The following is a 14,245-nucleotide window of genomic DNA, read 5'->3' as shown; positions in this document are numbered from 1 at the left end:
CACCATAGGAGTCCGTCGGCGGCTGCTGTCGGATGTGTCCCAACCCGCCGGGTTGTTCATCTCACCCCCATTGCATAGGCTTTGCCGATCGATCCGAGGAGACAGCCCATGGGCCTTAACGCCGACTGGATGCAGCGCGACCTGAACGTACTCTGGCATCCCTGTACCCAGATGAAAGACCACGAACGCCTGCCGGTGATCCCGATCCGCCGCGGCGAAGGCGTCTGGCTGGAGGATTTCGAAGGCAAGCGCTACATCGACGCGGTCAGTTCCTGGTGGGTCAATGTGTTCGGTCACGCCAACCCGCGCATCAACCAGCGCATCAAGGACCAGGTCGACCAGTTGGAGCACGTGATCCTCGCCGGATTCAGCCACCAGCCGGTGATCGAGCTGTCGGAGCGACTGGTGAAGATCACCCCGCCGGGGCTCGACCGGGTGTTCTACGCCGACAGCGGCTCGGCGGGCATCGAGGTCGCGCTGAAGATGAGCTACCACTTCTGGCTCAATAGCGGCAGGCCGCGCAAGAAGCGCTTCGTCACCCTGACCAACAGCTACCACGGCGAAACCATCGCGGCGATGTCGGTGGGCGACGTGGCGCTGTTCACCGAAACCTACAAGTCGCTGCTGCTCGACACCATCAAGGTGCCCAGCCCGGACTGCTTCCTGCGTCCGGACGGCATGTGCTGGGAAGAACATTCGCGGAACATGTTCGCCCACATGGAGCGCACCCTGGCCGAAGGGCACGACGAGATCGCCGCGGTCATCGTCGAACCGCTGATCCAGGGCGCCGGCGGCATGCGCATGTACCACCCGGTCTACCTCAAGCTGCTGCGCGAAGCCTGCGACCGCTATGGCGTGCACCTGATCCACGACGAGATCGCGGTGGGCTTCGGCCGCACCGGGACGATGTTCGCCTGCGAGCAGGCCGGCATCGCCCCGGATTTCCTCTGCCTGTCCAAGGCCCTCACCGGTGGCTACCTGCCGATGTCCGCGGTGCTGACCAGCGAGACCGTCTACCGGGGCTTCTACGACGACTACCAGACCCTGCGCGCCTTCCTCCACTCGCACACCTATACCGGCAACCCGCTGGCCTGCGCCGCCGCCCTGGCAACCCTGGACATCTTCGAGGAAGACAAGGTGATCGAGGCCAACCGCGCGCTGTCCACCCACATGGCCAGGGCCACCGCGCACCTGGCCGACCACCCGCATGTCGCCGAGGTGCGCCAGACCGGGATGGTCCTGGCCATCGAAATGGTCCAGGACAAGGCATCCAGGACGCCCTACCCCTGGCAGGAGCGCCGCGGCCTGAAGGTCTTCCAGCATGGCCTGGAGCGCGGCGCGCTGCTGCGCCCGCTGGGCAGCGTGGTGTATTTCCTGCCGCCCTACGTGATTACCCCGGAGCAGATCGACTTCCTCGCCGAGGTGGCCAGCGAAGGCATCGACATCGCCACCCGCGACGCGGTCAGCGTGGCGGTCAGCGACTTCCACCCGGACCACCGCGATCCGGGCTGAACGTCGCCGCCCCTTCGTTCCGAGGGAGCCGGTTCCAGCGCCCCGCGGCAGGCAGTAAACTGCGCGCCTGTCGCCACTACCCTCGAATCGCCATGCGCCTGTCCCGCTTCTTCGTCGACCAGCCTCTCTCCCTCGGCCAGCACGACCTGCCCGAGGCCCAGGCCCACTACATCGGCCGCGTGCTGCGGCACGCCACGGGCGACGCCGTGCAACTGTTCGACGGCAGCGGCCGGGAATACCTCGGCGAGCTGGTCGAGGTCGGCAAGAAGAATGTCCGCGTCGAACTCCGCGAGCAGTTCGCCGGCCAGCCCGACTCGCCCCTGCGTATCCACCTGGGGCAAGGCCTGTCGCGCGGCGAGCGGATGGACTGGGCGATCCAGAAGGCCACCGAGCTGGGGGTGGCGGAAATCACCCCGATCGTCAGCGAGCGTTGCGAAGTGCGCCTGAAGGACGAGCGCGCCGACAAGCGCCTGCAGCACTGGCGCCAGGTGGCGATCAGCGCCTGCGAGCAGTGCGGCCGTTCGAGCCTGCCGCTGATCCATCCGCCTCTGGCCCTGGAGGACTGGCTGCGCGGGCGGGACGATGACCTCAGGCTGGTCCTGCACCCTGTGGCCGCCCCCCTGGCCAGCCATGCGCCGCCGTCGCGCCTGGCCTTCCTGGTGGGTCCCGAAGGCGGCCTGAGCGATGCCGAGGTGGAGCAGGCTCAGGCGGCCGGTTTCCACTCCGCGCGCCTCGGCCCGCGAGTGCTGCGCACCGAGACCGCGCCGGTGGTAGCATTGGCGGTGGCCCAGCAACTCTGGGGCGACTTCGCCTGATATCCCTCCCGCCGCTTTACAACGGCGACAGCCAGTGAATACCGTTGCGCAACCCACTTCGCAACGGATCGCACGCATGGACACGCCCGTTACCTTCGATTGGAAGATCCGCCTGCCCGACGTGCTCGGCGTACTCCGCCGAGACTATGCCGGACGCTTCCCGCAGTTGGCCTCCGCCGCACTGGAGACGCTGCTGGAGCGCCTGCGCGACGACCTTCCCGAGGATTTCCTGCCAGCCCTCGGCCAGGAGCTGGAATCCCTCGGACTGGCGTTGGTGGAACGCCTGGACGAAGACGACAGCCTGAACCTGTACGTGGTCGGCGCCCCCCACAGCCAGCGCCTCCTCGATGCGCTCGCAGCGCAGGGCCACAACGCCCGCACGCTGCGCCAGGAAAACGCCCCCGAGGGCGCCCGGGCGGCCCTCCCCGCCGCCGCGCCGGCCGGCCTGGCGCCGGCTTCGGCCTACATCTGCCTCGAACACGCCGAGCACCTGGCGCCCGGCCTGGCCATCGCCCGCCTGCCGGGCGAGGACAGCCGCGACCTGCTGGACCTGCGCCAATGGCCCAGGCTGCAACGCCTGCCCGATGGCGCGGAGGAGACCCAGGGCGCGTTGCTCTGCCGGGCCAGTTCGGCGGACGGCCTGCACGCCTGGGTCAGGATGACCCGTTCGGGAAGCCCCTACGCCTGGCTGCATCGCTCCCGCGACCTCGCCTCGTTGACGCCCGAACTACCGCCCTTGCCGCTGCCGCCGGCGCAGTCGTTGCGCCAACGCCGCACCCCGGAACTTGCCATCGGCCTGGCCGGGGACGACCTGCTCCTGGCCGACCGCGGCCTGTTCTTCCTCTATCCGGGCTTCGCCCAGGGCAACGACGAACCGCGGTTGCTCTTCGAGGTGCCGCAAGCGCGGCGCTCCATCGAGAATCCGCCGGCGGTCTTCACCACTCCGGACCAGCGCGTCTGCCTGCTCTCCCGCGGGCAGTTCTTCGAATGGCGCGAGGCACGCATCCAGCCCCTGCCGTTCCCCGTCGGCAAGGATCTGCCCGCCGATCCGGCGCAACCGACCTCGGCGGCGCCCGGGACCATCGTCTGGCTGGAGCGTGAAACGCTCTGCGAAGGCCGGCTCGACAGCGGCGAGATCCGCAGCCACTCGCTGGACGGTCTGGCCGAAGGCCCCTACCTGAAGCTCCAGGCCCTGGACGGAGGCTGGCTGCTCCTGGCGCCGTGGCTGGAACCGCATCGCTCGCGGGACCTCGCCCAGCTCTGGCACCTCGAATCCGGCCGGGCGCTGCGCATCCGCTACGGCGAACTGGACCTGGAGGGCGGACTACAGCACTGGGCGGAGCTGCCCGACGGCCGGATCGTCGTCGGCGACCATGCCCGGCATGTCGACCTCGGCACGTTCGAAAGCCTGCGCCAACGCCTGCTGCGGCGGCGCCTGGCGCCGGCCTGAGGCGCGTCTACAGCCCGCGCAGCGCCAGTCCCGCCAGGCCGAGCAGGAGCACGCCGCAACCGGCGTAGCTGACGCGGTGCCAGAACAGCGAGGTGTTGCGCCGCAGCCAGTCCACCAGCGCCGCGCAGCAAAAGCACCAGATCAGCGACGAGAGCATGAAACCGGCGAAGAACACCAGCGACTGCGCCTGGTTCGGCGTGCCGTCGACGATCCCCGCCAGGGCGCTGCCGAGGGCCCCCCAGTAGACCACGTTCTTCGGATTGGACAGGGAGATCGCCGCGCCGGCGCCGAAGGCGTTGCGCCCCTGCTCGCCGGCATCCTCCGCCGCCAGCGGCGGACTCCAGGCGTCGCGCAAGCCTTGCACGCCGAGCCAGGCCAGGTAGGCGGCACAGGCCAGGGTCAGGGGAATCCGCACCTGTTCGTAGCCCAGCAGCAGCGCCAGCCCGGTGAGCCCGAGCAGGGCCCAGACGGCATCGCCGATCAGCGACCCCAGTTGCACCAGCAACGCCGGGCGGAAGCCGCCGGTCAAACCGCGTCGCAGCGTTTCGCTGAACACCGCGCCAGGGGAAACATTGAAGGCGAAACCGAACAGCAAGGCGGCGAGGAAGATGGCGAGCATGGAACGACGACTCCGTGGGTGGGTCGTCGGATTATCCCGGCCGGCAGCGAAGCGGACTTGAACCGGATTGCGCAGTTCAGCCGCGCACGGCGCGCTGGTAGCGGCCCGGCGAAATGCCGTAGGCGCTGGTGAAGTAACGGGTCAGGTGGCTCTGGTCGGCGAAGCCCAGGGCGTGGGCCACCTCGCCCACCGCCAGGCCACGGCGCAACAGGCCGAGGGCGCGGCGGGTGCGCAGTTGCATGCTCCACTGGCGCGGGCTGAGCCCGGTGGCCTTCTTGAACGCCCGCAGCAGGTGGTATTTCGACAGGCCCACCTGCTCCGCCATCTCATCCAGGTCCGGCGGTTCGGCCAGGCGCTCGGCGAGCAGCGCCTGCAGGCGGGCGACAGCCGGGCGCCCAGGATCGGCCCTCTGCGGCAGGCGGGTGCCGCTCGCCGCCAGCAGGCGGCCAAGGAAATCCAGCAGGCGCTCCTCGCCCCGTTCGCGGGCGAAACGGTCGCTGGCCAGCAAGGCTTCGATGCTGGCGGCCAACTCGCGGCCCAGCGCCGGACTGCGCAGCAGCGGGCGGTCGAACTCGACGGAGGAAAGATCCAGGCTGCTCGCCAGTTCGGCGGCAGGCAGATAGAGGCTGGCGAAGCGCCAGGGCTGGCCGTCGCGGACGCCGCCGCCCTGGATCTGCCCCGGGTTGTAGAGGGTCAGGTCGCCGCTGTCGGCCTGGAAGGTACGGCCATCCAGCCAGACATCTTCCAATCCGCAGAGGTTGGCGCTGATGACGAACTCGTCGTGGCTGTGCTTCTCGAAGCGGTGCCCGGCCAGGCTGGCGCTGGCGACCTCGAGGGAGGCGCCGATCCGCGCGTGCTGCAGGCCGGCCATGGACGGCTCAGATCAGGCCGGCGTCGGCGAGCTTCTCTTCGAGCCCGGCCAGGTCCGGAATCCGTGCGGTTTCGCCGCCGATGTCCACCGCCGCCAGTTCCAGCGCCGCCAGCGGCGCGGCGGTGCTCGCGAGATTGGCGTCCAGCCGCACCGAGCGCGGAATGCCCTGCACCAGCAGGGCGAGGAACTTCACATGGGGTCGTCCGCCGAGGGCGTTGATGACCACCACCCGCGCGCTGCTGCCGAGTACCGGCTGCTGTTCGCCGCTGGAGGCCGCCTCGAAGGACAGCAGCGGCAGGCGCAGGTCGCGCCAGGCCACCTGGCCCAGGTACCACTGCGGCAGGCCGGCGGCGACCTGCGGGTTGCGATAGGCGATCAGTTCGGCCACGGCGACGTTGGGCAACAGCAGGGTGCGGTCGCTCAGCGGCAGGAGCAGCCCGGTGAGGCTGTCCGGGGTCGGGTTGGCTGGGGTGTTCCGGCTCATGCCATCCTGCTCGATCACGGCCTGGTTCATGTTTCGACTCCTGTCGGCGCGCAGCGTGCGGCCAGATGCTTGACCAATGCCTCGGCCAGTTCGCGGGGGCTGGCATTGAAACTGCTGTAACCGGCTTCGCGCAAGCTGTCCGGCATGCTCGAACAGACGCAACTGTCGGCGCGCTGGGTCCATACCTCGCCACCCTGGCGCCGCACGTAGGCGGCAGCGGCGCTGCCGTCGCTACCCATGCCGCTGAAAACGATCACCCCGCAGTCGGGCCCGAACTGCTGGGCCAGGTTGAGCATCATCTGGTCGATGGACGGGGTGTAGGGTTCCGGCCAGGGACGCTGGCTGCATTTCAGTCGCCCGTCGTGGTGGAAACCGAGCTCGTGCAGCACCGGCACCACCATGACCTCGCCGCAACGCAGCGCTTCGCCGTCGCGGACGTTCTTCACATGCCACTGGCTGTGCCGGCCGACTGCCTGCGGCAGGTTCTGCTCGAAGCTGGCATCGATGTGCTGGGCATAGAGGAAGCCGATCGGCAGGCCGCCAGGCAAGGCGTCGAGAAATGCCTTCACCGCCGCCGGGCCGCCGAGCGAGGCCGCCAGCAGCCACACCTCGCGGGCCGCTTCGCCGGCCTGCAGCGGCATCGCCGCGAGGTCGCCGGGAATCTCCAGGCGCGGCGGACGCTCCTCGTCGAGCAATGCGCCGAGGCTGTCGCCAACGCCATCGCTGGGGTCGCCGATCAAGCGCTTCAGCTTGCCGATCAGCCGCCGTTCCCAGCGCGGGTAGTGTTCGGTATGCCGCTCCGGCGCGTGGCCCTCGCCGAACAGCACCGGCGCACGGTCCTGCTCCAGCAGGCTGTCCAGCAGCGGCGAGTCGTCCTGCTGGGTCAGGTCCACCAGCCACAGGTCGGGCGCGCACTCCAGCGCGGCGTCGTCGACCCTGGCCGGGTCGGCGTTGAGCACCACCTCGTAGCCATGGCCGAGCAGCGCCTGTTGCAACACGTGGCGCTGCAACGAGGTGTCGGCGATCACCGCGACCCGTGGCGTGGCGCGCTCACTCATGCTGGCCGACCAGGGACTGGATGGCTTCGAGCAGCTCGGTTTCCTGGTAAGGCTTGCCGAGGTACTGGTTGACGCCGATGCCCAGCGCGCGCTCGCGGTGTTTCTCGCCGGTCCGCGAGGTGATCATGATGATCGGCAGGTTGCCCAGGCGTTCGTCGTGACGCACCAGGGTGGCGACCTCGAAACCGTCCATGCGCGGCATCTCGATGTCCAGCAGGAGGATGTCCGGACGGTGCTCCTGGAGCTGGGCGATGGCGTCCACGCCGTCCTTCGCGGTCAACACGTTCATGCCGTTGCGCTCCAGCAGGCGGGTGGTGACCTTGCGCACGGTGACCGAGTCGTCCACCACCATGACCAGCGGCGGCCGCTGCTGCTCGCTTTCGCTCGCCGCCATTTCCTGGCGCAGCGCCAGGCGTTCGCGACGGCTTTCCTGGCCGAGCAGCGCGTGCCGGGAGCGGATGGTCGCCAGCAGGTCGAGGATCACCACCACCCGGCCATCGCCGAGCAGGGTCGCCCCGGAAATCCCGGCGACCCCGGCGAACTGCGGACCGAGGCTCTTCACCACGATCTCGCGGGAACCGGCCAGCGAGTCGACCTGCACCGCCACCGCATGCTCCGAGGAGCGCACCAGGATCACCGGCAAGGGCAGCGACTGGCCGACCAGCTTGGGTTCCTGGCCGTTGTTCAGCAGCTCGCCGAGGTACTTCAGTTCGTAGGACTGCCCGGCGTATTCGAAGCTGGGCGTATCCAGCCCCGCCTCGCCGCGCTGGTCGTAGAGCGCCTCCAGTTCGTAGGGCGAAACCCGCACGATGCCCTCGATGGTGTTCAGCGGCACCGCGTAGAGATCCTCGCCGGATAGCACCATCAGCGCCCGGTTCACCGACACGGTGAACGGCAGCCGCACGTTGAAGCGGGTGCCCTGGCCCGGCTCGGTCTGGATGCTCACCGAGCCGCCGAGCTGCTTGACCTCGGAGTTGGCCACGTCGAGGCCGACGCCGCGCCCGGAGATCTGGGTGACCTTTTCGGCGGTGGAGAAACCGGACTCGAGCACGAACTGCAGCACTTCATGATCGCTGAGGTCGCTGTCGGCGCTCATCAGGCCACGCTCGATGGCCTTGCGCCGTACCGCGTCGAGGCGGATGCCGGCGCCGTCGTCGGAGAGGGTGAGGAGGATGTCGCCGCCCTCGCGGCCGATGTTCAGGCGGATCGTACCGTGCTCCGGCTTGCCCGCCGCGCGGCGCGTCTCGCCGGACTCGATGCCGTGGTCCACGGCGTTGCGCAGCATGTGCTCCAGCGGCGCGACGATGCGTTCGAGGACGGTACGATCCATCTCGCCGTCGGCGTTGCCGACCACGAATTCGACCTGCTTGCCAAGCTCGCCGGCCACCTGCCGGACGATCCGCCGCAAACGCGGTACCAGCCGATCGAACGGCACCATGCGGGTGCGCATCAGGCCTTCCTGGAGTTCGGTGTTGACCCGCGCCTGTTGCAGCAGCAGGGTCTCCGCGTCACGGTTCTTCGCCGCCAGGGTTTCCTTCAGGTCGAGAAGGTCGGAGGCCGATTCGAAGAGTGCGCGCGAGAGCTGCTGCAACTGCGAATAGCGGTCCATTTCCAGCGGGTCGAACTCTTCGTAGCCGGCGCGTTCGGCATCGGCCTGGTGACGCGAGAGGATCTGCGCCTGGGTCTCGGTGTCGAGGCGGCGCAACTGGTCGCGCACCCGCTCGATGGTGGACTCCATCTCGCCGAGGGTGAAGCCGACGTCGCTCACCTGCTGCTCGACCCGGCCGCGGAAGATCGAGGTCTCGCCCGCCAGGTTGACCAGGTTCTCCAGCAGTTCCGCCGGCACCTTCACCAGCTCCTGCGGGGCACGTCGGGAAGCGGCCTCCTGGGCCGCCTCCTGGGCCTTGCGCACGAACGGCAGGGTGGTGGCCGGGGCGGCCGGAGGCGCCGCCTCGGCCGCCATGATCGCGCCGGCCGCCGGGGCCAGGCGGGTCAGCTCGGCCAGCGCGGAGGCCACCGCGCGGTCGGTATCGTCGGCCTGGACCAGCGCCTGGGCGGGCTCGGGCCGTTCACCGGCCTCGTCGTCCTCGGCCAGCCGCTCGCGCAACAGGTCGACCTGCCGCTGCAGGCCTTCCAGCCCCGACTGCGCATCCAGCAGCAGGCTGTCCGGCCACGGCGCGCCCTGTTGCTGCGCATCGGTGAGATGCTGCTCGAGGTCGTGGGCCAGGTTGCCCAGCTCGGTCTGCCCGGCCAGGCGCGCGCCGCCCTTGAGGGTGTGCAGGATCCGCAGCAGGTCGTCCAGCGGCTGGGCGTCGCCGTTGCCGCCGTCCCAGCGGCCGAGCGCCAGTTCGAGGTTCTCCAGCAGGTCGTCGGCTTCCTCGAGGAAGATGTCGAGGATCTCGCTCTCGTCGGCCGCCACACCCTTCGCCGCCAGCGGCTTGAGGCTGACGCTGGTGGGTACGCTCAGTTGCTCGTCGGGATCGCTGCGCAGGCGCCTGATCTCCGCGATCAGCGCCTGCCCGTCGGGCAGCGTGCGATGGCCACGCACCGCCTCGAGCATCTCGGCCAGCTCGTCGTGGCAGCGCTGCAGCAGGCCGAACAAGGCCGGGCTGGCGCGCAGGCGTCCGCCGCAGAGGCCTTCGTAGAGGAATTCAAGCTCATGGGCGAGGTCGCCGATCTCGCCGATCTCGGCCATCCGCGCACCGCCCTTGAGGGTATGCAGGTCGCGCTGCAAGGCTTCCAGTTCGATGGTGTTGTCGACGTCGTCGATCCAGCGCTGCAACGCGGCGGCAGCGCTGTCGAGGATATCGAAGCCTTCCTCGAGGAAGATCTCCACCAGTTCGGGATCGCGCTCTTCGAACGCCTCCGCAGCGGGCGGCTGCGTCGCGGCAGGCGCGGCGGGCACCTCGACGGCCGGTGCAACGAGTTCCTCGACGGGGCTTTCCGCCTCGCCCGGTGTCGCGGCCTCGGCCAGAGGGCCCTGGCGGAACCGGCGGATCGCCTGGATAAGGTCGTCCGGGTCGGCCAGGGGCTGGCCGGCGCTCAACTGGTCGAGCTGTTCGGCCAGGCGGTCGTGACAGGCTTGCAGCAATCCGGCCAGTTGCGGGGAGTGCTGGTAACGGCGGTCGACCAGTCCTTCGTAGAGGGCCTCCAGCTCGTGGGCCAGGTCGCCGATCTCGGCGATCTCGGCCATTCGTGCGCCGCCCTTGAGGGTGTGCAGGTCGCGCTGCAGGGCGCTGAGCGAAGACAGCGCGCCCGGCTCGGCCTGCCATTGGGCCAGTGCCTGGCCGGCGCTTTCGAGGATGTCCACCGCCTCTTCGAGGAAGATCGACACCATTTCCTCGTCCAGCTCGCGGCCGGGAGCCGGTGCAGGCGCTGCCGGTACGGTCTCCTCGGCAGGCGTCCCGGCCTCTTCGAAGACCGCCTCGGGGAGGGCCAGCTCTTCGTCTTCCGGGGGGAAATCGTCGGCGCCGAGGCTCTCCGGGTCGATGAACGGAACGGCCTCGGCGGCGGGCGCTTCCAACAGTTCCTGCAGGGCCGCGACCCGCTCCGGACGCGGCGTGACCTGCAGGCCGGCGGCGACCTGGTCCATCATCCCGATCAGCGCCTCGTGGGCCTGGCGGGCTTCCTCGAAGAACGCCGGGCTGACCGCCAGGCGGCCTTCCTCGACGGCATCGTAGAGCGCCAGCAAGGCCTGGCAGAGTTCTTCCACCTGTGGCAGCTCGGCATGCCGGGCGCCCCGGTCCAGAGTGCTGAGCTCCTCGCGCAGCGCACTCAGTTCCTGGCGCTCCTGCGGATGCTCGTGCCAGCGCTCGAGCAGGTCCTCGGCGTCCAGCAGGATGTCCATGCCTTCGACGAGGAACGCCTCGATCAGCAACGGATCGCGGCGCTCGCCGGCATCGCTGTAGCGCTCGGCCTCGAGCGAGGCGATGCGTTCCTGATGCAGTGCCTCGATACGCTCCAGCAACGCGTCGCTGCCGGGGATCGGGTTCAATGGCCGTTGCGCGCCGACCTGCTCCAGGCCGATGCGGAACAGTTGCTCGGCGTCGTGCAGCAACTCCGCTTCGCGCAGGTCGAAGGCGAGCAGGTTGGACTTGTATTCCTTGACCAGTTTTTCCAGCGGCGTGGCGATCTCCGCGATCGGCAGGATGCCGGCCATGTGTGCGCTGCCCTTGAGGGTATGCAGGGCACGCTGCAAGGCATCGGTGACCGGCTGCGGCAGTTCGCGGGCGCAGTCGGCGAGGAAGCCGACCAGGGCCTCGAGATGGGTTTCCGCCTCGTTGGTGAAGATCTCCAGCAGTTGCGGATCGAGCAGTTCGACGTCGCTCTGCGCCTCGGCAGCGGCCTGCGGCGCGTCGGCCAATGGCGGCGCCTGGACGCCGTTGTCCAGGCTCGACGGCTGCTCCGCCCCGGCTTCCGGCGGTACTCCGCCGTCGTCCGGCGCCGGCGGTTCCGGCAGCGGCTCGCCCTTGGCCAGGGCATGCGCGGTGGCCGCCAGCAGGTCGACATCATCGCGCTGGCGCTGGGCATTGGCGGCGAACTCCTCGACCAGATCCGGCAACAGGGCCACGACCTGGTCCACCACTCGCTGCACCGGCTCGCTGGCGGCGATGCTGCGATCGAGCACGCGGTTGAACAGGTTCTCTATCGACCAGGCCAGTTCGCCGATCACCAGGGCACGGACCATCCGTCCGCTACCCTTGAGGGTATGGAAGGCACGGCGTACCTCGGTCAGCGCTTCGCGGTCGTCGTGGTCGGCTTTCCAGGCCGGCAGGTAGCGGCCGATGGTCTCCAGGACCTCGCCGGCCTCCTCGATGAAGACCTCGCGCAGTTCCTCGTCCACCGGTTCCTCGTCGGCCGGCGGTGGCAGCAGGCTGACCGGAACGTTCTGCGCCGGCGGGTTGATCGGCTGCACCGGCGCAGCCATCACCTCGGCCAGAGACAGGGCCGGCGCTTCGCTGGCGAGCGCCTCGGCGGCAGGCGGCGCCTCGGCCTCAGCCTCGGGCAATTGCACCTCGGGGAGATCGAGGTCGGAAAGATCCAGTTCCTCCAGGCTCGAGCCCTCCCAGGCGGACACCTCGCCCTCCGCCTCCGGCAAGGCTACATCCAGCGGCAGCGGATCGAGCGCATCGAGAACCAGCTCCTGTTCAGCGGAGCCGTCGAAAGGCTCCAGCGCCGGCAACGGCTCGAGGCTTTCCAGCGGCGCGTCGAAGGACAGCGCCGGCTCCTCCAGGCTCAGATCCAACGTCTCGCCGGCCTGCGCCGGCTGCGCCAGGTCATCGCCGAGCCCCCACTGCTCCGGCAGCGACCAGTCCGCCAGGGCCGCCGGCCCGGAGGCCGGGGCCGCATCGGCGGGCAGGTCGAGGCCGGAGAGATCGATCTCGTCGAGGCTGAAATCGTCCAGGCTGCGGGCAGGCGCCGGGGTCGACTGCGGCTGGCCGCTCTCCTCGACCACCTCCGGCAACGCCGGCGGCACTTCGGCGGAATCGTCCAGCGGCAGGTCCAGGGCCAGGTCGAGGGACGGCTCGCCGGCGTCGGGCGCGACTTCGCCAAGGGTCCAGTTGTCGTCGCTGGCCAGCTGCGGGGCATCTTCCCTCGCGGCCTCGGCAGGAGCCGTGTCGGCGGGCGGTTGCTCCGCTGTCTCGGCGACCTCGACGACCGCCTCCGGCCTCTCCGGCTCGGCAGCCGGGGACTCGATGGCAGCGGGCCCGGACAGGCCAGGCTCGGCCGGGGCCGACGAATTCGGTTTCAGCGTATAGCCGAGGTTCGCCAGGCTGTCCTCGGCGACGTCGAGGATCAGGTCGCTCTGGCTGGCATGGTCCTCGCTCAGGCGCTCCAGGTAATACTCGACGCTGGTGATGGCATCGGCCAGGGTATCCAGGCTCTGCCAGTCCGGCACCGCCTTGCGCGCCAGCAGCTGTTCCTGGATATAGCGGTTGCAGGTTTCCAGCAGGGTCGCGGCGCGCTCCAGCGGGATCATCGCCAGGCCGCCGCGGACCTGGGTCAGCAGCTCCGGCACGCGGGCCAGGTGCTCGTGGTTCCACTGCGAGGCGATGAACTCGATGATCGCGTCCTTGGCCTGCTCCAGACCGTTGCGCGCTTCCTTGATCACCAACTGGTGGATCTGCGCCACATCGGTGGTGGGCAGGCGGCTTTCCTCGCTGTTGCGCTCGTCGCCGGGACCGGCCATCCCGGCCAGGGTGGCCTCGACGTAGAGCAACGCGCCGGCGACGTCCATCAGGATCGCGTCGCTCGGCTCGCGGCGGCCCTGGGCCAGGGCGTGGATGACGTCCAACTGGTCGAGGATGACCTTGCGCGGTTGGCCGAAGCCGAGTACCGCCAGGGTATCGGCGATCTGCTTGAGCGGCGCCAGGAGGGCGTCCAGTTCCGAGGGGTGGCCACGGTCGCTGCGCACGAACAGGTCGAGGCTGTCCTTGATCCGCACCAGTTCCTCGCACAAGGCACCGACCACCGAACGCATCGCGTCGCGGTCGGGTCCGGCGAGGCGGGCGCGCTCAGCATCCACCGTCTCGTGGTCGGGCAGCGCCTCGTCGAGGCGGTACTGTTCCTTCAGTGCGCGGATCCGCGGCGACTGCGAAGGCGCCTTGGCCACGTAGAACAGCAGGTTCTTCACCAGCTCGTCCGGCGCGGCCTGGTTCAGGCCGTCGGCGCCCTGCTCGACCAGGCGCTTGAGTTCGCGGTCGAGCTGGCGCAGCAGGGTGCGCACCGAGGCGCTGTTGACCACGCTACCGTTGGCCAGGCCCTCGACCAGGCCGGAAGCGATGCTCCACAGCGGCCCCAGCGGTGCCTCGCGGCACAGGCCCTCCAGGCGCGCATAGACACGCGCCAGGTAGCCGAGGCTGGTGGCCACGTCCTGGTTGCGCAGCAGGCCGACCAGGGCCATCTGCTGGGTCTGGCGCAGCTTGCGCAGCAAGCCGCCAAGTTCGTCGGTGCGCAGTTGCGCGATGGCCTCGCCGTCCAGTTGCGGCTGGCGCTGCGACAGGTCGGGCGCGAACAGGCTGGTTTCCGAGAGCAGCTTCTCGCCGCGCGCGGCGCGCAGGTCGTTGAGCAGCGGCAGGACCACCATCGGCAGGTCGCGCCGGGCGGTCTGGATCCGGTCGAGGTAGACCGGCAGTTGCAGGATCGCCTGCATCAGCACTTCCAGGGCCTCGCCCTGGTTCGGCACGCGACCGTCCAGCAAGGCCTGGACCAACTGCTCCATTTCCTCGGCGAGCAGGGCCGCGCCGTAGAACTCGACCATCTGCAGGGTGCCCTGCACCTGGTGCACGTAGGTCAGGCAGAACCGCATGCGGGTCGGGTCCTGCGGGTTCTCGACGAACGCTTCCAGCGCCTGGCGCGCCTGTTTCAGGGTTTCGGCGATCTCGCCTTTCACCCACTCCAGAGCGACGTAGTCGTGCCGGTCACCCATAGCCACT

The 14,245-nt window shown here is 69.5% G+C and carries 8 protein-coding genes; 3 read left to right on the top strand and 5 right to left on the bottom strand.

All coding sequences use genetic code 11. The annotated features are described in order from the left end of the window. The first annotated feature begins 108 nt into the window (after nucleotides 1-108). The 3 genes from ACYAF3_RS13585 (at nucleotide 109) to ACYAF3_RS13575 (ending at nucleotide 3,777) form a co-directional block, all read left to right on the top strand. The gene (locus ACYAF3_RS13585) at nucleotides 109-1,512 is read left to right on the top strand and encodes an adenosylmethionine--8-amino-7-oxononanoate transaminase (RefSeq protein WP_003117900.1); all 1,404 of its coding nucleotides are present in this window, start codon (nucleotides 109-111) and stop codon (nucleotides 1,510-1,512) included. A 92-nt stretch (nucleotides 1,513-1,604) separates the two neighbouring features. After that, a complete protein-coding gene (locus tag ACYAF3_RS13580) occupies nucleotides 1,605-2,327 on the top strand; it encodes a 16S rRNA (uracil(1498)-N(3))-methyltransferase (RefSeq protein ID WP_003106127.1) in 723 nt (240 codons plus the stop codon). Nucleotides 2,328-2,361: 34 nt separating this feature from the next. Beyond that, nucleotides 2,362-3,777 carry a hypothetical protein gene (locus ACYAF3_RS13575; protein ID WP_010895506.1) on the top strand — a complete coding sequence of 472 codons (1,416 nt, stop codon included), beginning with the start codon at nucleotides 2,362-2,364 and terminating at the stop codon, nucleotides 3,775-3,777. Nucleotides 3,778-3,784: 7 nt separating this feature from the next. Here the strand turns inward: ACYAF3_RS13575 and ACYAF3_RS13570 are convergent, their stop codons facing one another. The 5 genes from ACYAF3_RS13570 to chpA form a co-directional block, all read right to left on the bottom strand. After that, nucleotides 3,785-4,396, bottom strand: coding sequence for a LysE family translocator (locus tag ACYAF3_RS13570; protein WP_003084610.1), 612 nt, complete (start codon nucleotides 4,394-4,396; stop codon nucleotides 3,785-3,787). A gap of 76 nt (nucleotides 4,397-4,472) precedes the next feature. Then, entirely contained in the window at nucleotides 4,473-5,267 is a 795-nt protein-coding gene (locus tag ACYAF3_RS13565) for an AraC family transcriptional regulator (protein ID WP_003117898.1), read from the bottom strand. A gap of 7 nt (nucleotides 5,268-5,274) precedes the next feature. After that, nucleotides 5,275-5,781 carry a chemotaxis protein CheW gene (locus ACYAF3_RS13560; RefSeq protein ID WP_003106119.1) on the bottom strand — a complete coding sequence of 169 codons (507 nt, stop codon included), beginning with the start codon at nucleotides 5,779-5,781 and terminating at the stop codon, nucleotides 5,275-5,277. Further along, a complete protein-coding gene (locus ACYAF3_RS13555; RefSeq protein WP_003084598.1) occupies nucleotides 5,778-6,809 on the bottom strand; it encodes a chemotaxis protein CheB in 1,032 nt (343 codons plus the stop codon). The genes ACYAF3_RS13560 and ACYAF3_RS13555 overlap by 4 nt, the downstream gene beginning before the upstream one ends. Beyond that, a complete protein-coding gene (gene chpA / locus ACYAF3_RS13550) occupies nucleotides 6,802-14,238 on the bottom strand; it encodes a chemotaxis signal transduction system protein ChpA (RefSeq protein WP_105579184.1) in 7,437 nt (2,478 codons plus the stop codon). The genes ACYAF3_RS13555 and chpA overlap by 8 nt, the downstream gene beginning before the upstream one ends. Nucleotides 14,239-14,245: the final 7 nt, after the last annotated feature.

Source organism: Pseudomonas sp. TZ252 (assembly GCF_056110345.1).
This window is presented reverse-complemented; position numbering and strand designations above follow the sequence as displayed.

Excerpts from the sequence above, each read along its gene's own strand:
- ACYAF3_RS13565 (WP_003117898.1), bottom strand. The coding sequence starts at position 5,267 with ATGGCCGGCCTGCAGCACGCGCGGATCGGCGCCTCCCTCGAGGTCGCC.
- ACYAF3_RS13560 (WP_003106119.1), bottom strand. The coding sequence starts at position 5,781 with ATGAACCAGGCCGTGATCGAGCAGGATGGCATGAGCCGGAACACCCCA.
- ACYAF3_RS13585 (WP_003117900.1), top strand. The coding sequence starts at position 109 with ATGGGCCTTAACGCCGACTGGATGCAGCGCGACCTGAACGTACTCTGG.
- chpA (WP_105579184.1), bottom strand. The coding sequence starts at position 14,238 with ATGGGTGACCGGCACGACTACGTCGCTCTGGAGTGGGTGAAAGGCGAG.
- ACYAF3_RS13580 (WP_003106127.1), top strand. The coding sequence starts at position 1,605 with ATGCGCCTGTCCCGCTTCTTCGTCGACCAGCCTCTCTCCCTCGGCCAG.
- ACYAF3_RS13570 (WP_003084610.1), bottom strand. The coding sequence starts at position 4,396 with ATGCTCGCCATCTTCCTCGCCGCCTTGCTGTTCGGTTTCGCCTTCAAT.
- ACYAF3_RS13555 (WP_003084598.1), bottom strand. The coding sequence starts at position 6,809 with ATGAGTGAGCGCGCCACGCCACGGGTCGCGGTGATCGCCGACACCTCG.